Origin of the sequence: Oleisolibacter albus (assembly GCF_003336875.1) — a bacterium.
GTDB classification, from domain to species: domain Bacteria; phylum Pseudomonadota; class Alphaproteobacteria; order Azospirillales; family Azospirillaceae; genus Niveispirillum; species Niveispirillum album.
Window position 1 is genome coordinate 36,434 of record NZ_QGNJ01000007.1, and the last position, 20,331, is coordinate 56,764.

General features: G+C 66.0%; 16 protein-coding genes. 6 read left to right on the top strand and 10 right to left on the bottom strand.

From position 1 onward, the window contains the following. Positions 1-149: 149 nt before the first annotated feature. On the top strand, positions 150-764 hold the full coding sequence (locus tag DK368_RS11105; protein WP_114394026.1) for a hypothetical protein: 615 nt from the start codon (positions 150-152) through the stop codon (positions 762-764). A gap of 897 nt (positions 765-1,661) precedes the next feature. Here DK368_RS11105 and DK368_RS11110 read toward each other — a convergent pair. Further along, positions 1,662-2,666 (bottom strand): OmpA family protein, encoded by a 1,005-nt coding sequence (locus DK368_RS11110; RefSeq protein ID WP_114394027.1) that lies wholly within the window; start codon positions 2,664-2,666, stop codon positions 1,662-1,664. After that, complete coding sequence (locus DK368_RS11115) at positions 2,653-3,483, bottom strand: motility protein A (protein WP_240002447.1); 831 nt, start codon at positions 3,481-3,483, stop codon at positions 2,653-2,655. The genes DK368_RS11110 and DK368_RS11115 overlap by 14 nt, the downstream gene beginning before the upstream one ends. Positions 3,484-3,972: 489 nt before the next feature. On the opposite strand from DK368_RS11115, the gene DK368_RS11120 reads away from it, so the two are divergent. Both DK368_RS11120 and DK368_RS11125 read left to right on the top strand, forming a co-directional pair. After that, entirely contained in the window at positions 3,973-5,697 is a 1,725-nt protein-coding gene (locus DK368_RS11120) for a putative bifunctional diguanylate cyclase/phosphodiesterase (RefSeq protein WP_162305993.1), read from the top strand. A gap of 21 nt (positions 5,698-5,718) precedes the next feature. Then, a complete protein-coding gene (locus DK368_RS11125) occupies positions 5,719-7,182 on the top strand; it encodes a methyl-accepting chemotaxis protein (RefSeq protein ID WP_114394029.1) in 1,464 nt (487 codons plus the stop codon). Between the two features lie 23 nt (positions 7,183-7,205). On the opposite strand, the gene DK368_RS11130 is transcribed toward DK368_RS11125, so the two are convergent. From DK368_RS11130 to DK368_RS21385, 5 genes are all read right to left on the bottom strand, one after another. Continuing rightward, positions 7,206-8,078 carry an SDR family oxidoreductase gene (locus DK368_RS11130; RefSeq protein WP_114394030.1) on the bottom strand — a complete coding sequence of 291 codons (873 nt, stop codon included), beginning with the start codon at positions 8,076-8,078 and terminating at the stop codon, positions 7,206-7,208. Positions 8,079-8,659: 581 nt separating this feature from the next. Then, positions 8,660-9,415, bottom strand: coding sequence for a Crp/Fnr family transcriptional regulator (locus DK368_RS11135; RefSeq protein WP_240002448.1), 756 nt, complete (start codon positions 9,413-9,415; stop codon positions 8,660-8,662). Between the two features lie 20 nt (positions 9,416-9,435). Further along, positions 9,436-10,185: a TfuA-like protein gene (locus tag DK368_RS11140; protein ID WP_114394031.1), complete on the bottom strand. Its 750-nt coding sequence runs from the start codon at positions 10,183-10,185 to the stop codon at positions 9,436-9,438. 31 nt (positions 10,186-10,216) lie between these two features. Next, the gene (locus tag DK368_RS11145; protein WP_205028164.1) at positions 10,217-11,449 is read right to left on the bottom strand and encodes a YcaO-like family protein; all 1,233 of its coding nucleotides are present in this window, start codon (positions 11,447-11,449) and stop codon (positions 10,217-10,219) included. 78 nt (positions 11,450-11,527) lie between these two features. Next, positions 11,528-11,692: a hypothetical protein gene (locus DK368_RS21385; protein ID WP_155524549.1), complete on the bottom strand. Its 165-nt coding sequence runs from the start codon at positions 11,690-11,692 to the stop codon at positions 11,528-11,530. A gap of 225 nt (positions 11,693-11,917) precedes the next feature. Here DK368_RS21385 and DK368_RS11150 point away from each other — a divergent pair, with 225 nt between their 5' ends. Continuing rightward, positions 11,918-12,256, top strand: coding sequence for a ribbon-helix-helix domain-containing protein (locus tag DK368_RS11150; protein WP_114394032.1), 339 nt, complete (start codon positions 11,918-11,920; stop codon positions 12,254-12,256). Between the two features lie 82 nt (positions 12,257-12,338). On the opposite strand, the gene DK368_RS11155 is transcribed toward DK368_RS11150, so the two are convergent. Both DK368_RS11155 and DK368_RS11160 read right to left on the bottom strand, forming a co-directional pair. Next, on the bottom strand, positions 12,339-15,242 hold the full coding sequence (locus DK368_RS11155; protein ID WP_114394033.1) for an AAA family ATPase: 2,904 nt from the start codon (positions 15,240-15,242) through the stop codon (positions 12,339-12,341). 212 nt (positions 15,243-15,454) lie between these two features. Continuing rightward, complete coding sequence (locus DK368_RS11160; RefSeq protein WP_240002450.1) at positions 15,455-16,648, bottom strand: outer membrane beta-barrel protein; 1,194 nt, start codon at positions 16,646-16,648, stop codon at positions 15,455-15,457. Positions 16,649-17,368: 720 nt separating this feature from the next. On the opposite strand from DK368_RS11160, the gene DK368_RS21390 reads away from it, so the two are divergent. Beyond that, positions 17,369-18,295 carry a phytanoyl-CoA dioxygenase family protein gene (locus tag DK368_RS21390; RefSeq protein WP_155524550.1) on the top strand — a complete coding sequence of 309 codons (927 nt, stop codon included), beginning with the start codon at positions 17,369-17,371 and terminating at the stop codon, positions 18,293-18,295. Here DK368_RS21390 and cobD read toward each other — a convergent pair. After that, complete coding sequence (gene cobD, locus DK368_RS11170) at positions 18,286-19,347, bottom strand: threonine-phosphate decarboxylase CobD (RefSeq protein ID WP_240002451.1); 1,062 nt, start codon at positions 19,345-19,347, stop codon at positions 18,286-18,288. The genes DK368_RS21390 and cobD overlap by 10 nt on opposite strands. Between cobD and cbiB the strand changes: the two genes are divergently transcribed. Then, positions 19,346-20,323 carry an adenosylcobinamide-phosphate synthase CbiB gene (cbiB, locus tag DK368_RS11175; RefSeq protein ID WP_114394036.1) on the top strand — a complete coding sequence of 326 codons (978 nt, stop codon included), beginning with the start codon at positions 19,346-19,348 and terminating at the stop codon, positions 20,321-20,323. The two genes, cobD and cbiB, sit on opposite strands and share 2 nt — an antisense overlap. Positions 20,324-20,331: the final 8 nt, after the last annotated feature.

Consider the following 20,331-nt stretch of genomic DNA (forward strand, 5'->3'; position numbering starts at 1 on the left):
GGGTGGCCACCAGGCTCCGTCAGCATCTCCGGCCGATTGGAATGGAAAGGTCGACAATAGATGCAGATCATTGCCCTATATCGGTTGTGAATATTTTGCTGGACCTCTCCGCGAGATTTGGGTAGCCTTCAGTCAGGAGAACCCTGACCATGATGATCGGAGCAACCCAGCCCGCCTATCGGACCTTCGAAGCGACCTCGACCGCGGTCGCCAAGGGCTCAGACTCCGGCTTCTCCGCGGCTGATCCGGCCAGCGCCTCTGTCGCGCTCTATTACAGCCCCAAGCTGCGCTTCGACACCGAGGCCAATGTGGCGGTGCTTGAGTACCGCGATGTGCTGACCGGCAAGATGGAGCGCAGCATCCCGACCAAGGCGCAGCTTGAAGCCTATGAAAAGGCGGCCAAGATCGCCCGCGAGGAGGAGGCCGACAAACGGCTCCAGGACCTGCTGGGTCTGGCCCAGGAGGAAGCGGCACTGGCCGCTGGCGGCGAGTCCGCCGCGATGGGCACCGATCCCCTGGCAATCGCCGGCGCCGGCGACATGACCGCCAGCGGTCCGTCCTTCACCAGACCGGCGGCGGCCGGCACGCTGTCCCCAGGCGCGCCCCCTGCCAGTTCCGCGTTTTCAGCGGCCGCGTTCTCCGTGACATCAATGGCCAGCGCCGTATCGAGCGGAACCGTCGGCATGGCCTCCGTCAGCACGGCATCCACCGGCAGCCCTGGCGATGCCCCCACCGGCACGGGCCGGGATGGCGTAACCGCCTGAGGGGCGGCCACCAGCGCCAGGATCCGAAAGCGCCGCCCACCGCTTGACGCTGCCGGCGACGATGTCCGGTGAGCAGTGCTGATTCTGCCCTGCGACGGCGCAGCGGCGGCCTGTCCGTGCGGGAGGGCCGGTGCGGCCGCTTCCGGTGCATGGCATGGTCCGCGCGGACCAGCAGCGGAGCGCGCCGCGGCCCCTCTGCCGATATGCGCACATCCTGGGACCAGAGCTGGAGACGACGCTCCAGATGTGCGGCGACCGCGAGAGCACGCCGTCGGAGGACCTGTCCTGATCCTTGACAGGGGACCGGCGGAAGCGGTGGATGTGCGGGTGGAAAATCTGGGCAAGCGCTCCCGGCGCCATCCTCCGCGAGGCGCGCGCCATCAAGGCCTGTCTGCCGACCACGACCGCGAGCGGCGCGATACCCACAAAAAGGCGGGACCCGCTCGACTCCACCTGGAAAAGCCAGGGATTTACAGCAGGTTGGACCAGGGGGTCTTCCTCGGCCCATCCGGCCGAGGCGTCACGGACGCGCGCAGACCTGGATTGGGGAGGCACTGGAGGAGGCCCCGGCCCGCTATGGCGCCCCGAAATCCCCAACACCGACCAGGGCCGCAATGTACGGATTCAGCGATGGACCGGAACACCAGGATCGGCCCAGGATCGGCATGGAAGGAGGCCGGGAATGGACGGCGTCTTTATCAAGCGGGCCATGGCGGAAACATGCAGGCATCCATCTGCCTGCCTTCGAGACCGGAGCGGAGTGCCGGCCGGGCTGACGGAATCACGGCCGGCATGACAATGCCCGAGGCCCCCCGTCGGCACTGGGGGGAAGGACACCGGACGGGGCATATCCTCGGAACCCGGGATCAAACATCGAAACCCACCGCCACAACCGGTTCAGGGGGCCGTGTCCACCAGGATCTCGACCCGGCGATTGCGGGCTCGGTTCTCGGGCGTGCGGTCCAGCGGGCGGGTGTCGGCATAACCCACCGCCTGTAACCGCTCCGCCGGCACACCGCTGGCGATCAGCGTGCGGACCACGGCCGCCGCCCGGGCCGAGGACAGCTCCCAGTTCGAGGGGAAGCGGGCGGTGCTGATGGCCACATCGTCGGTGTGGCCGGCAACGGTGATGGTGCCGGGCACGGCGGCCAGTGTGGCCGCCAGGGTCTCCAGCGTGGCCAGGGCCGTCGGCTCCAGCGCCGCGGAGCCGGAGGCAAACAGGATGCGGTCCTGCAGGGTGATGGTGACACGTTGCCTGCTGACCGCCAGATCCACCGTGGGCGGCAGGCCAGCCGCCTGCAGCCGGGCCAGCAGCCGCGCCGCATCGGGCGACAGGGCCGGCCCTCCGCCGGCATCGGTGGCTTCCCCGCCGTCGGGTGGACGAGCGGGGGCGGCGCCGGGCCGGGCAACCGTCGCCGTGGCCACACCACCCGTCCCCTCGCCTGTCGCCTCGCCCGCACGGCCGCCGCCATCCCCCGCGCCGCCGCCCTCGTCGCCGCCTGCGCCGGACGCGGCGCCGGCCGGCAGCAGGCCGTTCCCTCCCGGCCACAGCCCGGCGCCAGACAGCGCCCCCGGCCCGCCGCCGGATATGGTCTGGGCTCCGCCGGGCGCGCGCGCGCCCGGTGCCGCGGCGCCCTTGGGCTGCATGCCCAGGATGGCGACCATGCCCAGAAACACGGTCATCAGCAGCGTGACCATGTCCATGTAGCTGATGACCCAGTCCTCCTGCTCCTCCACCTCGGTGCTGGTGCGGCCACTGGTGGTGTCGGACAGGCTCTCGCCCGGCAGACGGCGGGGAAAGGCCGGCGGGGCCTCCGGCGGTGCGCCGGGAGCGCCGCCGGGTGGCGCCGCGGGCGGCCGGGCGCCCCCCCGCCGGACCGGCGGCGGATCAATCGTCGCCATGGCCGCCCTCGCCGGACTCCTGCAGATAGGAGGCCAGCATGTCCTGGATCATGCTGGGCGAGCGGCCGAGATGGGTCAGCACCACCCCGTCCAGCAGCACGTTCAGCATGGCCACCCGGCGGGCGGTCCGCTGCTCCAGCTTGATGGCGATGGGCTTGAACACCAGATTGGCCAGAATCAGGCCATAGAGCGTGGCCAGCATGGCCACAGCCATGCTGGCACCGATCAGGCCGATATCGCCGGCGCCGAGATTCTTCAGCATGCCGACCATGCCGGCCAGGGTGCCCAACAGGCCGAAGGCGGGCGCAAAGGAGGACAGGGTGCGGAACACCCGCGATTTGGCGGATTCGTTCTCCACGAATTTCTGGATACGCCAGTTCATGACATGCATCAGATCTTCCAGCGGGGCCGCATCGACCACCAGCTGCAGGCCCAGACGCAGGAAGTGATTGCGAACGGCGCGGGCCTTTTCGTCGGCCGCCTGGATCTGGCGTCCGTGCAGCAGCCGCGCCACCTCCAGCAGCTGCTGGACGTCGGCATCAATGGTGGAATGGTCGCGGAAGATGTTCGACAGCGCCCCGACCGCGGCCCGCAGCTCGTCGCCGCGGAAGGCCAGCAGCGCCACACAGAAGACCCCGCCGACGACGATGGCCAGCCCCTCCACATTCAGGAAGAAGCGGGCATCGCCACCGATACTGACGACGAAGGTCAGCAGGGCGATGCTGGTCACAATGCCCAGCACCGAGGTGAGGATGACGCGGGGGGCGGAAGGCCGGGCGGTACGAGTCGACGGCATGGCGGGCCTGGATGCGGGCATGCCGCACCCTGCCCGCTTTTCCGGCCATTGCCAATGATCGAGATCAACGGCCGGGCCAACCAGTCCGTCCGCGCACCGTTCAGCGGCGCCGTTCGTTCAGTTCATCAATCCAATCAATCTAAATGTTGCTGCATTCACATGGACGTTATACACAAGTCTCCCATCCCAGCCTGGGGTTGCGGCGGCAGAATGATACGCGGCGCTCCAAGCCGGTGAAACGAACCGGCCCGACGGATGCAACAAAAAGTCCGCACCCTTGATTTGGATCATGCCGCCCAAGCGTATAGCGGGCGAATGATGTGCTCCCCGGCCAATTCCGGCCAGGCTCCCGGTCCCTTCTCCCAAACGGGCGCAGCCGGGTCACACCGGGCAGAGATCATGGACGCAGCACACGGCCCCTGCATGGTCGCCGCCCCGGTGGCACAGGCGCAGCGGACAGCCGCCCCGACAGGCGGCATGCCTGGCATTCACCCTGCCGGTCCGGACGGGATGAAGTCGCCGGCCAATCTGCCGCTCAACAGTGGCGCCCTGCTGCATACGCTGATGGCTTCCACCAGCGATGGCATCGTCGTCACCGACGCCAATGGCACCATCCTCATGATCAATCCGGCCTTTACCCGGGTGACGGGGTACAGCGCCGACGAGGCGATCGGTCAGAAGACCTCGCTCCTGCGCTCTGGCCGGCACGACCGCGCTTTTTATGAGACGCTCTGGGCGGCGCTGGAAACCGAGAACCAGTGGAAGGGCGAGATCTGGAACCGCAGCAAGAGCGGTGAGATCTATCTGGAGTGGTTGCGGATCTTCCGTGTCGTCGATCCCGAGCATGGGGCTGTCCGGCACATCGGCATCTTCACCGACATCACCGATCATCACCGGGCCGAAGAGCGGGAGTTGACCGGCGATGACCGCGATGCCCTGACCGGGCTCATGACCCGGACCCGCTTCCTCCAGCGGCTGGAAGCCGCGGTCCGGCACGCCCGCCAGACCGGTGCGCATGTCGGGCTGCTGATCGTCAATATCGACCGCTTCCGCCGCATCAATGAACATTTCGGCCATGCCGTGGGCGATACCGTGCTGGTTTCCGCCGCCCACGGTCTGCGGCGCCGGCTGCCGGCGGGCGATGCCATCGCCCGCCTGTCGGGGGACGAATTCGCCATCCTGCTGTCCGCTGTTTCCGATGCCCGGCTGCTGACAGAAGTGGCGCGGTCGCTGCAGCAGGGCATCACCGCCGCCGGCGATGCCGCCGGGCTGACGACTCCCCTGACCGCCTCCGTCGGGCTGGCGCTGATGCCGGAGGATGGCGACACGCCGGACGAGCTGATGCGCCATGCGGCAGCGGCCGTGGACGAGGCGCACAAGCAGGGGGATGCAGGCATCGCCTGCCACAGCAGCAGCGCCGCCGCCCGCACCGGCCAGCGCTTCCGGCTGGAGGCGGCATTGCGGCGGGCCATCCGCACCCAGGCCTTCACCCTGGTCTATCAGCCACGGATCGATATGCGCCGGCACACGCTAGTCGGTGCCGAAGCGCTGCTGCGCTGGCATGACCCGGATCTGGGTGAGGTCTCCCCCGCCACCTTCATTCCGGTGGCGGAAGAGACGGGCCTGATCCGGGAAATCGGCGATTGGGTCCTGGAAGAGGTGGCGCGGACGGCGGCCATCTGGCGGCAGACCGACCTGCCGGCCATTCCCCTGGCGGCCAATGTCTCCGCCCTTCAGCTCAGCGATGACCGGATCGTGGAGCATGTGCGGCATCTCCTGCACAAATACGGCCTGCCACCGTCTGCGCTCCAGATCGAGGTGACCGAGACCGCCCTGATCCGCGATGCCGACCGGGCCCGCACCGTGCTGTCCGGGCTCCGGGCCTGTGGCATCCAGGTGTCTCTCGACGATTTCGGCACCGGCTTCGCCACCTTGTCGGCGCTGCGCGATCTCCCGGTCGACGAGATCAAGATCGACCGCTCCTACATCTCCCCCTTGGACCAGGCCTCTGTGGACCGGGCCGATATGGAGATCGTGCGCATGATCGTCGCCCTCGGCGGCGCCCTGGGCAAGGACATCGTCGCCGAAGGCGTTGAAACCGAGCGGCAGGCCGCCCTGCTGCGCGGAATGGGCTGCAATCTGGCACAGGGCTGGCTCTATGGCCGGCCGATGCCGTTGCAGCACCTCATGGGCCAGGCACGCCGGTCGGCCGGCATTTTGTCCGGTCAAGAGTAAGGCCGCCAAGGACAAGGACCGATGATGCAACTCGCGAACATCCGTCGACTGACATCGCTGCTGATCCTGGGCCTGCTTCTGGTCCAGATTCCCGCCATCGCCGCCGGCGAGATGGTCCTGACCGGCCATTTCACCGGAACGGCGGCTCTGCTCTCCGCCGGCCTGTTCCTGGCCGCCCTTGCCGCCTGGTGGTTCCTGCGCGGGACCGCGACGGAGCGCATGATCCTGGGCGGCCTTCTGCCCCTGGCCGCCGCCGCCGCCATGGTCGCTGTCCACGGTCTGCCCTGGCAGACCGATCTGCATATCTATTTCTTCGTGCTGATGGCCGTGGTGGCCGGCTATTGCGACCGCGCGGCCCTGATCGCCTCGGCCGTGACGCTGGAGATCCATCATGTGGCGACCAGCCTGCTGGCGCCCTCCTACCTGTTCGCCGGAGAGATCGATATTCTGCGGCTCGTCCTGCATTGCTGGCTGATCCTGTTCCAGACCGGTCTGCTGATCGCCCTGGCGACCATCCTGTCGCGCGCCTTCCACACCTCGGAAGCCGCGCTGGAGGAGGCGCATCACGCCAAGGCCGAAATCGAAAAGGCCACCGCCGAACGCGAGGCGCTGGCGGAGCGCGCCCGCGAGGAGCGGCTGACCGCCCTGCAGCAGGTGGCGGACCGGCTGGAATCGGATGTGGGCAATCTCGCCCGCGAGGTCGCCACCGTCGCCCGCCAGGCGTCGGAAGATGCCGAATCCCTGAGGCGGTTCGCCAGCGAGGGGCTGCAGATCGCCGACGGCGTCAGCCGCTCCAGCCAGGGGGCATCGCAGAGCGTCGAAACCCTGGCGGCTGGAACCGAACAGCTGGCATCCTCCATTTCGGAAATCGGCGAACAGCTGGAGCGCTCCACCCGCGCCTCGCACCGTGCGGCCCAGAAGGCGCTGGAGAGCCAGCGGATCGTGGCCAGCCTGTCGGAAACCACGCGCAGCATCGACAGCGTGCTCAGCGCCATCACCGACCTGTCGAGCCAGACGCAGTTGCTGGCCCTCAACGCCACCATCGAAGCCTCCCGGGCCGGAGAGGCCGGAAAGGGCTTCACGGTCGTGGCCAACGAGGTGAAGAATCTCGCGGCCCAAAGCGCCCGGTCCGCCCAGGAGGTGGGGGAAAAGATCGCCGCCATCCGCCAGAGCACCGAGGATGCCGTCGCCGCCATCGAGGAAATCGCCCAGGTCATCACCGATCTGGATCAGGTCAACTCGATCATTGCCGGGGCCGTGACGGAGCAGGATGCGGCCACGCGCGACATGGCAACCCATGCCGTCGATGCCGCCGCTGCGGCCAGGATGTCGGCCCAGCTGGGCGGAGATGTGGTGCGCGTCGGCACCTCGACCGGCGATGCGGCCGACCGCATGACGCAACTGTCGGACATGCTGCGCCAGCGGGTGGAAGGCTTGACCGTGGCCGTGGCCGATTTCGCCACCCAGGTCCGCCGCTCCGCCTGACCCGCGGCGCAGGACACCCTGCGTTACACCCCGGCGAATACCGCATCCAGCACCGGATCGGGATCGGGCCGTCCGATCCCGAATGACCGCTCGGCGCGCCCACTGTCGAGGGTGGTGAAGCGGGCCGGCGGTTCGTCGCCGGCCACGCCCGGCACCGGCCGGACCAATGCGGGGTCGGCCCCGATTTGCCCGGCAAGACGGAAAGCGGCCTCGGCATAGGTCAGATCCCGGCTGCCGGAGAGCTGCCATACGCCGCCGGCGCGGTCGGGATCGTCGGCAAGCCGCCCCAGAATCCCGGCACAGAGACGGGCGATCAGATCCACCGGCAGCGGCGCCATACGCAGGTCGGAGAACGGCGCGAGCGGCTGTCCGGCCCTCAGCTGTTCGGCCCATGTGGCCATCAAGGCATCTTCGGGGGCGATGACCCGCGACAGGCGGAGGATGGCCATTCCCGGCAGGGACCGCAAGGCCGCCTCGGTCGCAGCCTTCTGACGCCCATAGACGCTGACCGGACAGCATGGCTCGTCGCTGCGGCGGTCCGGACGGGCGCCATCGAAGACCTTGTCCGTCGACAGGAACAGCAGCGGAATTCCCCGCGCCGCCGCTTCGGTCGCCAGCCGGAGAGGTCCGGTGACGTTGACAGCCGCCGATCCCTCCGGGTCCGCACGGCAGGCCGCCATCCGTGCCACCGCGGCGGCGACCACGATGGCACCGGGATTCGCTGGCAGCCTGTCGAGGGAGGGCGATTCCGCCAGATCGAGCCAGGGCCGCTCCGCCGCGGCTTGCTCCCGCCGGCGGGTCGTTGCCAGCACCTCCGTGCCTTGCATCCGCAGATGGCTGGCCAGATGCCGACCGACCATGCTGTCGCCGCCAACCACCACGATAGGGTCCGGCATGCGCAAACCTCCCCCTTTGTCCGGGCGGAACCTTACAGGCGGAGGGCCGGTCACCCCAGATCTCTTCTGGAACTCTTCAGGACGCGATGGGCTGGGCCAGCTTCCGTCCCACCTGGATGCCTGGGACAGAAGCCGAGCGATCGGCCATGCCGGATGTTCGCAGCACGCTTCTGCTGATGAGCCCGGCACAGCCGAGGCACCGCCGAGCTTTCTTTCCCCCGTTCGGTGGACGCCGGATCGGGGTCGCCGATCGCCTATTTCGGCGTGTTTGCGCGCGCTGGCACCGTCTGCGCAGCCGGAGAGGAGCCGGATGGCGCGGCCTGGGACGTCGACGGCGGCGATGTCGGGCTGCCGGACTGTCCGGGAGAGGCAGGCGCTGGAACGGCCTCCGGCACCGGATTTGAAGGCACGAACATGAACTGGCGGGGCACCTGATCGCGATGGCTGGTACAGCCGATAAGAGGCACGACCAGCAAAGCGAGGACAGCTGAACGCATCAATTCCGGCCTCATCGCCAGTTCACTCCCGGCCCCCGATTCCGCGGAGATCAGGCCGGGGCCGCAGCCAATCTCTCTGCGTGATCATTGGGACATACGTTCCAAAAAAGGCAGATCGTGAACGACCATATACCCATTGCGGTAGGAGATGGCACCACTGGCCTGAAAACTCTTCATGGTCTTGTTCACGATCTCCCGCGAGACCCCCAGCATATTCGCCAGATCCTCCTGGGAAATGAAGGTTCCGATCCGGGTGCCGGAGGGGGTCGCCCGTCCAAAGCTCTGCGCCAACATGGTGATCCTCTTGGCCAGACGACGGGTGACATTCAGAAAGACCGTGTCTTCGATAATCCCACTGGTCCAACGCACCCGCGCGCACAGGACGCCCATCAGCCGGATGCACAGGCTGGAACGTGCCTCGAGAAACGGCATGAAGTCTCTGCGGTCGACACGAAGAAGTTCGGAAGGTTCCTGGGCAACGACCGTGGCTGTCCGTTCCCCCCCATCCAGCATCGCGATTTCCCCGAACATTTCTCCGGCGTCGAGAATGTTCAGCAGCATGACCTTGGCATCGGTCGACTCGGTGACAACCCCCATACGCCCCCGCAGGATGACATAGAGGCAGTCCCCTGGATCTCCCTTGGCGAAGACGCGTTCATCCGCCTGGAAACGAACCGTCCGTGAAAACTCCAGGACGGCCTCCAGCTCCGCCGGGTCCAGAACCGAAAATACACTGTTGCGCCGAAGGAACTCCTTGTCGATCAGAGAGCCGGCTACCGTATTTCGTTTCATGGCCACGCGAAGAGAGTGAACCCAGTCTTGGACATGATTCACATCCATCCGCGCGCATTGCAACCAAATTACACAGTCATGGGCATGTCCAGCGCGGAGCGGGCGGCACGCTCCCACATGACGGTATGCTCGAAAGGAAATAGGGGTCGCGGCCTCTGTGAACCGGACGGATGTTCGACGCCCAGCGTCCGCAGCATGTCCAGGGCATCTTCCCGCTTCTGATCGGCCCGGCCACAGGGCAGCCAATCCCGGAGACCCGCCAATTCGCTGCCGGGAACCCCGGCCTCCTTGGCCCGGAGCAACAGCGAACCGTACCCCCGCATCTTGTAAGGCATCGCTTTGGCCAAACACTCGAGGTGCCGGCGCAACGGGGTGGAGAGCACCCCGGCGGCATGGGCATCGGACAAGGTGCGGCGAATATTGACCATGGCCTCACTCAGCAGGGGATAGCCAAGTTCGGCCGGACCATGGGTCACCGCCACTTCGTCATCATCCTCAAGCCGTCCATCCAGGAAGGCAGAGAAAATGGCGCCAACCCCGACCATGCCGAAACCGTGCAACTCCGCAGCCCGGAGAGCCCCCATGCTCGCCGCACCGAAAACCGGAATGCCGCGGTCCAGGGCAAACAGGATCTCCTTGTGCCAGACCGCGGGGACATTCTCGAAATACCCGTCGATGATGCCGATGGCCGCGGGCTGGTCCATCACCGCCCGCAGCACATCGCCCTGGGACACCGGGGGACGGTAATCAGCGGGCAATACCTGCCGCGCCTCGGATACGGGCAGGGTCGGACCGAGGAAAATGATGGCATCGGACATCGGAATTCCCCTTCCTTGCTCCCGATCTCTGTTAGCGCCCGAGAACGCGCCGGGCGCGCGGGCCGGGCAACAATCCTGATGAGGTCTGCACCCCCTCCAGGCCCGGGACGATGACGCGCACGACCGGGATGCCGAATTCCCGGCGCGTAAGGTCGACGACCAGGGCCTGTGCCAGTCCCACAGCGGCCAACCGGTCCAGCAACGCGTCCAGATCGCCACGAAGACTGCGCCCCCCCCAGGTGGGAAGCGCATTGAAATCGCGGACGGGCGCGCCAAGACGAATGCGGGAAAGCCAGCGCGCCTGCTCGGCCGGCGCCAGAAGGCGCTGGTAATCCTCCCGCAGCAGATCATCACGTGCGCCGGAGATATAGGTGAGACGGCATTGCGCCGCCTCCGTCAGCGCCCGGGCAAGGGCGACCTCCCGGATCAGGTGCGTTCCGGAACCGTAGGCCGGTCCGATGCACTGTCCTGGACCTTCGGAGCCTTGGACCACCCGGCAATAGAAAGAGGGTATGCCCAGATCGGACGTCATATCCCAAACGCCCACTTCGACCCCGGCGCAGGCGAACCGTGTCAACAACCGGCGGCAGAGCGGGTCCGCCACGGTCTCCAGATCCAATCGGGTTTCGTCCTGGGTCTCCTCATCGCGCAGGGACCACAAGGTGCGCGCATCGCGCTCGATCACCTCGCACAGTCCGTGGATGATCGCCTCGAGCCGGTGATTCCCCGAGGCAAGCCCGTTCGACGAGGCCAGGAAACACCCGTGCCCCTGGGGAAATGGAAGCCGGTAGTCCATATGGACCAGTTCGTAGGGGACCCAAGCGGTTACGCCCGCGATCAGATCGTCGGCCTCGATCCAGAGCAGGGGCATGAACGGGGTATAGGGGCTGGACGCCGGTCGGGGAAGCGCTGCCGGATCAACAAGCCGGTTGCTGTAGCGCAGATCCTCGTAACTGCCGCGTTTGAGCGGCAGATCGATATGCTCGGCGTGCCAGCTCTCGATGGCTTCCATGAGGCCGGAAACCTTGGCCGCGGCCAGGGACGTTCCCTTGCCCTGGCTGACCGCAAGCGCCCGCGCATTGGGACGGTTCACCATCACCACCGGAATGCCGACACTGTCCAGACCGGTGACATTGGCAATTCTCGTGATCCCGAAGATCGGAAGCAATGGCCGCATGCGCGTCAGCGTCTCCTCGGCCGGCACGATGCGCCGCCAGGATAAGCTGGGCAGATGATCCGCCATTTCGTTGCTGCGGCGGAACATGCGCTCTGCGTCCTGTCGGAGCGGTTCGACCGGCCGGGAGAGCCGTGCGTGATCCCCTGAGCCTGCCATCGGGGCCGATCAGGGGAACCGCGGATTGACAAAATCGGCACCGGCCGTGAGATCAAAGACAGGTGCATCTTGATGATCCGAATGCGGCGCCTCGGACGGCAGCGCTTCGGCAACGACCCTGACGCCGGCCGGCGTCACTTCATAAAGGCGACCATCTGCACCGCGAACCAGCATGGACAGACTCCTCCTGATGGATGATCGTCATCGGCCCCGTCGGACCGACCGCTCAACGGGTCTTCCGGACCCTGGCGCAGGCCAAAAGCCCCGGTTAACCACGTTCCGGCGGTGACCGTAGCGCCTGGGATGCATGCTGGTGTGTGAAGCAGTTCACAGAGTGTTGGAGGCGCCTACGCCTAGTTTCCACAGCCATGTACACGCTCTGCCGGGGAAAGGAGCAACATGATGGGCGCGGAAAAAGAAGTGAAGACAAACAGGGCGGATCGGTCAATCCCTGTGCATCATCCTGATGACATGGACGTGGACGGGCAGCTGATCAGCCACAATGTCTGGGTGCAGGGTCACCGGACCAGCGTCAGACTGGAAGCCGTCATGTGGCAAGCCCTGCATGAGATTGCCGCCCGCGAAGAAATCACCATTCACCAGCTGATCACGCTTATTTCCGATAAGCAGGGTATCAATTCTTCCCTCACGGCGACCATCCGCGCATTTCTTGTCGCTTATTTCCGGACCTTGTTCCGAACGGCTGGCGATTTCCGCCTCCGCCCGATGAACAGCTGACCCGGAGAGGGGATCAGGGGAGCAATGCCGGGATCGTCTCGGCGGCTCCTCCTATGCAGCGGTCCGGCGCATCCGTGCCCTGTCAGGGATTGACCAGGATCGGTCTTGCCTCGCGGGTGGTCCGGTCCCCATCCGGCTTGTACGCGGCGGCATCGTGCGCCTGAGCCAGACGATCCAGACGCGCAAGCAGAAGATGGGCCCCGCGGCCCCGGGCCAGTGTCTGTGCCCGTCGCAAGGCGCTCCATCCCCTGTCCGCATGTCCCGCCAGCAGATACGCGGACGCCTCCGCATAAAGCTGCCAGGCGGTATTGCCCGTAAGCGCCTGTCGAGCGGCCAGCCGGGAGGCTTTGGCCAGATAGACGAGCCCCCCCGCCCCATCGCCGGTCCGCACCCGCATCCATCCGGCCAGCGCCAGCAGCCGCGGTTCGAAAAGAACGGCCCCCAGAGACCGCATCACCTGCAGCGCCTCCTCCGCCAAGCCCAGCGCCTCACCGGTCCGACCCTGCCAGGCCCAGATTTCGGCGACATAGGTCCAGGCATAGATCCGCTCGAAGGGAAAATCCGAGACGGATGCAAGATCCAGAATGGTTTCGACGCTCGCCGTAAGCGCTGACCAGTCCTGGAGTTCGGCCAGACAACGCGCCCGATGCACCTCTGTCATCAGCAGCGCATCCAGCTGCATGAAGCGCAGCCGCCCCGGATCAACCGGCGTATCCCCGCCGATGGCGCGTTCTGCAACCTGCAGCGCGGCATGAACCTGGCCATTCTCCGCCAGAGCCCCGACCAGCCAAGACCTTGGCTCGGGAAGGGGACGGCCGCTGAAACGGCTGGAGAGTTCAAAGGCCTGCCAACCGAGGGACACAGCTGTATCGACCTTGCCATGCACCCAATGATGGCTGATCAGGCCTCCCAATGCGGTCAGTTGCCGCCGCGGATCCCCCAGGATTTCGCATTGCCGCAGCGCCTCCTGCAGATGATCGGCGGCAGCCGTTCCCCGAGTCATGGCTGCCTTGGCCAGCAGAAGCCGGGCATCGATCCCCGTTGCCGGCTCAGCCGCCGGGACATGGCCCGACGCGGTCACAGCCAGAGTCAGAAGCTCGAAGGCTTCGTCAGCCCGGGATTGCAGGAAGGCATCCCGGCCTGAACGCAATCCGGCCTGTGCCGCTATGGCCCAGTCCGTAGCGCGAAAGGCATGGCGGCTTAACGCCGCCTCGCGCCCCCTCAAATCAGAAAATTCCGTCGCCTGCAGAAGCTCGGCCACCCTGGCATGGAGCCTGATCCGCTCTTTCCTGGTCAGATTGGCGTAGACCGCTTCATGGAGAAGCGCATGGCGGAAACTGTACTCCAGCCGCGGCAGGAGACGGGTTCCATCGATGAAGCCATCCGCCGCGAGCCGGGAAAGGTGTGGGTCGAGATCGGGCCGGGCCGCTCCCAGCACAGCCCCCAGAAGATCCACGTCGAAGGTCGGTCCGATAACCGCTGCAGCCCACAAAATGGGACGCAGCTCTGCCGGGAGCCCGTCGATCCTGGCCGACAGCACTGCCTGCACACTGGTGGGTATGGTCGGGAGCACCGGACCGACCGGCTGCAGATCCCCCCACTGGCCGGCCAGCATCCCCCCGGCAACCAGCGCACGGACGCTTTCCAGCAGAAAGAATGGATTGCCCTGGCAGCGCCGCAGCAGCCCGTCCTTCACCGGGTCGAGGAGGACTTCCGCGCCCATCAGATGATCGAGCAGCTGGCTGGCAATATCGCCGGGAAGTGGCAGCAGGTCATGCCGGGCTGCACCATCCCAGTACAATTCAGGCGCAGTCCGGGTCGACGCAACAGCAACGAGAGGAAACTCGGTTGTTGCCAGGGCGAGCCTGTCGGCAATGACCTGAAGGTCCTTATCGGCCCAATGCAGATCCTCGACAATCAACAGCAAAGGGCCGGAGCCGGCGGCACGACGGACCAGCGAGACCAGGGCATCTGCCGCCAGATAAAGGCGGGCCGTCGGATCGCCCGCCAAACCGGGGTAGGGATGGAGCAACTCGGCCAGGGCACGTCCGGGCAAGTCCCGGACCCCGTGATCAGCCAGCATAGTGCGGACCGCTTCAAGATCCGGCGGCAATGATGCGCCCAACAGGGCGGATACGAATTCATGCACGGGATCAGCGGCGCCAGCCGCCCGGACCTGTGGCAGAACCCACTCCAGCACAGGAATACCCAGTCGTCGCACGCGGGAGGCAAGTTCGGCCAGAACCCGGCTTTTCCCGATTCCCGCCTCTCCCAGCAGCAGATGGGCGCTGCCGAAACCAAGCTGTGCCTCAACCAGGGCATCCAACAACGGAGAGATGGCCTTTGTCCGCCCAAGCAGCGGCAACCGGTTGGCCGCAGTGGCCGGTCGCGCATGCACGCCGAGCTGGCGTTGACTGGGGACGGCGTCCTCGGCCCCGAGGGCGACGACGGCCGCGGGTTCCATGTCGATCCAGTCGGCAACCAGCGGCGCCAGACCGTCGCACAGGAGAATGCCGTCGACAGGGGCCGCCTGCTGCAACTTGGCCGCCAGATGGACGGGCCTGCCCGTGGCCGGCGGCCGGAAGCGCCCGCCCAACGCCTCGGGGTCCCACAGGATCTCACCAGCGCTGAGTCCGATACGGACATGGATGTCGCCAAGGCTGCCCCAGCGCACCTCGCGCAGAATGGCATCGGCAGCATAGCAGGCCCGGACACCGTGGCTTTCAAGGCTGTTCGGGACACCGAACAGGGCCAGCACGCCGTCGCCCATGGTCTGACAGACCATCCCGCCGAACCGCTCGATCTGCCGGTGCATGGCCGAAATCGCGCGGGACAGCCGGTCCTGGGCATCTTCCAGCTCCTCCGTCGCGATCAAGCCGCTGGAACCAACGATGTCACAGAACAGGACACTGGCTACACGCCGCTCCGTCCGGTGTAGCACAGCGGCTGGTACCGTCCTGGTCTGCGCGCTTTCTGCCCGCTGCACGCCCCGCTCCGCCTCGTGTCGGCCCCTCTACCCCGGCTTGAACAGCACCTGCCCCCTCAGGCGCGAGCGTGCCGACACTGTCGAGGCACGCTCTGTCTGTCCCAACCAGATATTTTGACTTTAGCACGAAAGCCGGAGTTTCGATACAAAGGTAATCGACGCTGATGTGGCGCCCGCTCGATTCCAGGGCGAACAGACGCACCCACTGCGCATTAGTATGTCGCGGTCAGCCGCAGAAAGGCAGCATTGCTTTCAAAATCACGTCCAGGGATGTTCGAAACACGGCTGGAGAAACCATATCCGACATCGATGTTGAAGAATTGGTTAAACAGGTACTTCATGCCGATTCCTGCTGAGTACAACTCCTCCTCGCGCACGCTGCCTTTGTAGTCATCCTCGGCATAACCGGCATAGCCACCGAGGATGAGATTGCGCAGGAGTTCATGATCGACCCGCACCTGGTATTCCGTCTGTACGAAGGACGAACTACCGGACAGGGTTGTCTCCTCGACCGTGTTGGAGACGCCGACGGACACCGTGGTCAGCGGCGTTGGGTTCCAATCGAGGCTGGCGCCATAGGTCAGCCCATCAACAGACGCATAGGCGGAGTCCTTGTAGTTTTGGCGGCGGTAACCGGCGAAGACTTCCCCCGTCGTGATGCCGCTGATATCGACCGCGACGCCGCCCGTCGCGGCATAACCATCGGAGTCACGCGCCGATCCCTGATCATACCGGCGCCAATTGAAGCCCCCTTGGACGAACGCAGACAGGTTGGGCGATGTCGCATAGGCAAGGCGGCCGGTGACCCCATACTCGTTGCGGTCACGGGTGTCCTGATCCAGCAGCCCGCCGCCAAAGGCGGCCACATCCTCGAAGTCGTAATTCCGCCAGTCGGCCATCAAACGGCCTGACAACCTGGCGACCTCGCGGCGCAGCGTGACACCGGCCGTCGTCAGATCATATTCTGTCGGCTCGGCCCCGCCGACATCGTTGGCAGCGCCCCGTTCCTCGTGGCGATTCTGATAGCCCGCATTGACATTGAGCGCAGTCCCCGCGGTGATATCGAAACGGCTGTCCGCCAAGGCAAAATAGTCCGTGTAGTTCTCGCTGCTGTTATCGGCATGTCGGCCCAGCTCCGCGCCGGCCCGGAGACCGACGGCATGCCGGCCCCAGTCAGAGCGCACCCGCAGTTCCGGACGGGCAATGAAGATGAAGTCGTCTACTTTTCCGGTCTGGCTTGCGTAGATATTGTCATCATATTCGCTGCTCAGCGCCAACTGGGGGAAGAGCAGGAATGAACCGGCCCGCAGCCCTTTCGCATCATAATCCGGCCGGGCGCGCTCCGTCACTGTCTGGCCGCGCCGCGGTTCCTGGGCCGAGGCAGGGCTGGCCACGGACGTCAGCATGCTGGTGCTCAGCAAACCGGCCCCTACGGCGAAGAGCGCTTTCCGCATAGTCTCTGTACCCCTTCCGTAAATTCTTCAAAACCCTCCACTGCAAGGCAGTGCATTAGCCGCCTAACACTTCGGATTTCGAGCAGCAAGAAGGGCAAATGGAGAATTCCCACTACCACGTATGGCATCCACCATCTTTCTTGACTTGTACTTTCCAAACAACCCCGGCGCAATTCAGAAAAAATTCTCTACGTCCAGACGAATTTTTCAGTATTACTTCATGTCCTCCATACACTTGATCTCTCATACAAAGCGGCGGCAATGATGGCGTTCAGATCCTCCAATTGCGGCCACCACCCGAGGTCACGAATCGCAGCGGCGGGATCGGCCACGACCTACATGGCATCCCCCCAACCGTTCCGCACGCGGCATGGATTGCCGACACGCGCGGAAGCCGGCGGGACCTGCGGAAAGGAAGCGCGTCTCCCTTCATCGATCACCATGCAAGGTCCGCCTCCCCGGGGGGCATAGGCTTGCCATAGCTGGATCTCGGCCGGAAGGCCGAATGGATACCCGTTCGATCCCGGCGCAGTGTCACCAGCGCGAGAACCCCACCTTGGCCAAAGGGTCAAGGCCCGGCATGGAATACGCTAATTGTCCGGGCTGCGCGTCGAATACAGGATTAAGTATTCACCCCTTGCGGCCCCCGCCCCTTAAATCAGGATAATGTCAATGACGGGGATCTACACCGATCATGGTTTTTCCGACACTCAACGGCGAGAGCATGTCTTGGCAGGGCATTTGTTCATTCTCTCCGACAGGCCTGGGCTTCAAGCGCTCTGCGTGCATGCGGATAAACTGATCCGGGAGGCCTTCGATGGAATAGACCCCCTGATGGCTCAACATGCCTTGACCGTCGACCAGTTTGTCGCCTGTGTCTCCCCATTGAAATCAACCTTCACGAACAGCGACGAGACAAAGTCGCTGATGCAGGCCTGTTTACGGGAGCTGGGGTGCGATCCCGCGGACACCTATTTTGATCTGCCTCGGCTTCGGGCAATTCCCAGTCACGATTATCTGACATCCGGGGTCAGCTACAATTATCAACCCCACCGGGACACCTGGTATGCCCACCCACAGGCCTTGATCAATTTCTGGATGCCTGTCTATGGCATCACGGCTGATGGCGGCATGGACATGTTTCCGGGATATTTCAACCATCCGGTCCCCAACGGGTCAGCAGGGTTCCATTATGGCGACTGGGTCGCAACGGCCCGGTACGCGGCAGCACAGCACATCACCAGCGATCCTCGTCCGCATCCCTGGCCGGATCGCCCCATCGACCGCACCGGCGCGGTTCGGCTGGCGCTCGGCGCCGCCGAGGCCATGTGTTTCTCCGGCCACCATCTGCATGCATCCGCCCCCAACCGCATGGGCTTCACCCGGTTCAGCATCGATTTCCGAACCATAAGCCTGAGCGATCTGCGCGATGGCCGCGGCCCTGCAAATCTGGACAGCGATGCCCGCGGCACGACCCTGGCAGATTTTCTCCGGGTGACCGACCTCGCCCCCCTCGATATCAACGTGATCGATATGGACCGGGTGTACCCGCCGTCGCGGCTGTCGCTGGAGGGGGCATCGGCCCTGGCTCAACCCTGACCCTTGCCGCAACCGGTGGAGGCGATGGCGCCCAAAGCCACGCGCAGCCGGTCCAGCGCCGCGGTATCGGCGGGAAGACCAAAGCGCAAAAGCGTCGGCCGATCCGCAAACCGCCGGACCAGGATCCCCCTGCCCGCCAGGGCCTCGGCCACCTGCGTCGCATCCGGGTGCGATACCAACCGGAACAGCGGAGTACCACCGCGCAGGGCCAGCCCGCCCCGGCTGAGACAATCATCCAGGTCGCGTGCGGACGCCGCAAGCCGCTGCCGCATGCGGTCAGCCCAACTCCGGTCCGCCAACGCCATCGACGCCAGGGCGATCGCCGGGCCGGGCACAGCCCATGGACCGATGGCACGGCGGAGGATCGTCGCCGAAGCGGGTGCGGCCAGGACGAAGCCCAGGCGAAGCCCGGCCAGTCCGTAGAATTTGCCGAACGACCTCAACACCAGCAGCGCCGGGTGGTCGACGTCCGCAGCCAGGCTGTGGACGGGGTCGACATCCATGAAGGCCTCATCGACCACCAGCCAGCCGCCACGCCGCCCCAGAGTCGCGGCGGCCCGCAGAAGCGTATCCCGCTCCAGCACGCGCCCGTCCGGATTGTTGGGATTGACCACCACCACGACGCCGGCACCGCTCCCCAGGGCGGCCTCCAGGTCCGGCACCATCATGGTGTCGTGACCGGCCAGCCGCCAGCAGGCGGCATGTTCGGCATAGGTCGGCCCCAGGATGGCGACACCGTTTCGTGGGACAAGGCGTGGCAGCCATTGGATGACGGCCTGGGTCCCCGGCGCGGCGACGACATGCTCCGCGCCGGGTGCGCCGTAGCAAAGGGCAGCTGCCTGGTGCAAGGCCCCCAGGGCCGCGGTCTCAGGCAATCGCGTCCACGCCTGCGCGGGAATGGGCGGCAGCGGATAGCACCAGGGATTGATGCCGGTGCTGAGGTCGATCCAGGGATCTGGTGCGTCCGGCCACGCGGCACGGGCAGCATCCAGCCCGCCCCCATGCGCTTCGTCCTGGATTACGGCAGCATCCGTGTTAAGCATCAGCGCCATGTTCGATCTATCCCTGACCCTTCCGGTCCTCTGTGTGGCGTTGCTGGTGGAACGCATCGCCGGCTACCCGGATAGCCTGTTCCGGCGGATTGCGCACCCCGTTGTCTGGATCGGTGCTCTGATCGGCTGGCTGGACAGGCGGCTGAACCGCGATGGCGACACATTCCGCAGCCGTCGTCTGTCCGGGCTGCTTGCCGTCTTGCTGCTGCTGGCGGTCGCCATGGGCGTGACTGTGCCCCTGGCACTGACCCTTCGCCAGCTTCCCGGCGGCTGGATCCTGGAGGCCGTTCTCGCCTCCAGCCTGCTGGCCCAGCGCAGTCTGGACAGCCATGTGGCGGCCGTCTCCGCCGGGCTGCGGACATCCCTGGCCGAAGGAAGGCGCGCGGTGTCCATGATCGTCGGCCGCGATCCCGAGTGCCTGGACCGGGCGGGTGTGGCCCGCGCCGCCTGCGAGAGCCTGGCCGAGAACTTCTCCGATGGTGTCGTGGCACCGGCCGTGTGGCTGCTTCTGGGCGGGCTGCCCGGCATCGTCCTCTACAAGGCCGTCAATACCGCCGACAGCATGATCGGCCACCGCAGCCCCCGGTTCCTGGCCTTCGGCTGGGCCGCGGCCCGGCTGGACGATGGGCTGAACCTGCCCGGCGCGCGCCTGACCGCCGGACTGCTGACAGGGGCTGCCTGGACGCTGCCCGGTGCCGATGCGGCCGCGGCCGGGCGGGCCGTGTTGCGCGACGCCGGGAAGCATCGTTCTCCCAATGCCGGCTGGCCGGAGGCCGCCCTGGCCGGTGCCCTGGGATTCCGCCTGGCGGGACCACGGCGCTATGGCGGCACCATGGTCGAGGATGCCTGGATGGGCGACGGGCGCGCGGACCTGGGGGCGGACGACATCGACCGGGCGCGGCGGCTGGTCTGGCGCGCCTGGACCGGAATGCTGCTGCTGGCCGGTGCGGGACTGCTGCTGACAGCCTGCCCCTGACCGGCGCC

Bases quoted from the DNA above. Each gene is read 5' to 3' on its own strand.
- DK368_RS11140 (WP_114394031.1), bottom strand. From the start codon at position 10,185: ATGTCCGATGCCATCATTTTCCTCGGTCCGACCCTGCCCGTATCCGAG.
- DK368_RS11145 (WP_205028164.1), bottom strand. From the start codon at position 11,449: ATGTTCCGCCGCAGCAACGAAATGGCGGATCATCTGCCCAGCTTATCC.
- DK368_RS21390 (WP_155524550.1), top strand. From the start codon at position 17,369: ATGACGGGGATCTACACCGATCATGGTTTTTCCGACACTCAACGGCGA.
- DK368_RS21385 (WP_155524549.1), bottom strand. From the start codon at position 11,692: ATGCTGGTTCGCGGTGCAGATGGTCGCCTTTATGAAGTGACGCCGGCC.
- cbiB (WP_114394036.1), top strand. From the start codon at position 19,346: ATGTTCGATCTATCCCTGACCCTTCCGGTCCTCTGTGTGGCGTTGCTG.
- cobD (WP_240002451.1), bottom strand. From the start codon at position 19,347: ATGGCGCTGATGCTTAACACGGATGCTGCCGTAATCCAGGACGAAGCG.
- DK368_RS11150 (WP_114394032.1), top strand. From the start codon at position 11,918: ATGATGGGCGCGGAAAAAGAAGTGAAGACAAACAGGGCGGATCGGTCA.
- DK368_RS11160 (WP_240002450.1), bottom strand. From the start codon at position 16,648: ATGCTGACGTCCGTGGCCAGCCCTGCCTCGGCCCAGGAACCGCGGCGC.
- DK368_RS11120 (WP_162305993.1), top strand. From the start codon at position 3,973: ATGAAGTCGCCGGCCAATCTGCCGCTCAACAGTGGCGCCCTGCTGCAT.
- DK368_RS11115 (WP_240002447.1), bottom strand. From the start codon at position 3,483: ATGCCCGCATCCAGGCCCGCCATGCCGTCGACTCGTACCGCCCGGCCT.
- DK368_RS11105 (WP_114394026.1), top strand. From the start codon at position 150: ATGATGATCGGAGCAACCCAGCCCGCCTATCGGACCTTCGAAGCGACC.
- DK368_RS11130 (WP_114394030.1), bottom strand. From the start codon at position 8,078: ATGCCGGACCCTATCGTGGTGGTTGGCGGCGACAGCATGGTCGGTCGG.
- DK368_RS11110 (WP_114394027.1), bottom strand. From the start codon at position 2,666: ATGGCGACGATTGATCCGCCGCCGGTCCGGCGGGGGGGCGCCCGGCCG.
- DK368_RS11135 (WP_240002448.1), bottom strand. From the start codon at position 9,415: ATGGATGTGAATCATGTCCAAGACTGGGTTCACTCTCTTCGCGTGGCC.
- DK368_RS11125 (WP_114394029.1), top strand. From the start codon at position 5,719: ATGATGCAACTCGCGAACATCCGTCGACTGACATCGCTGCTGATCCTG.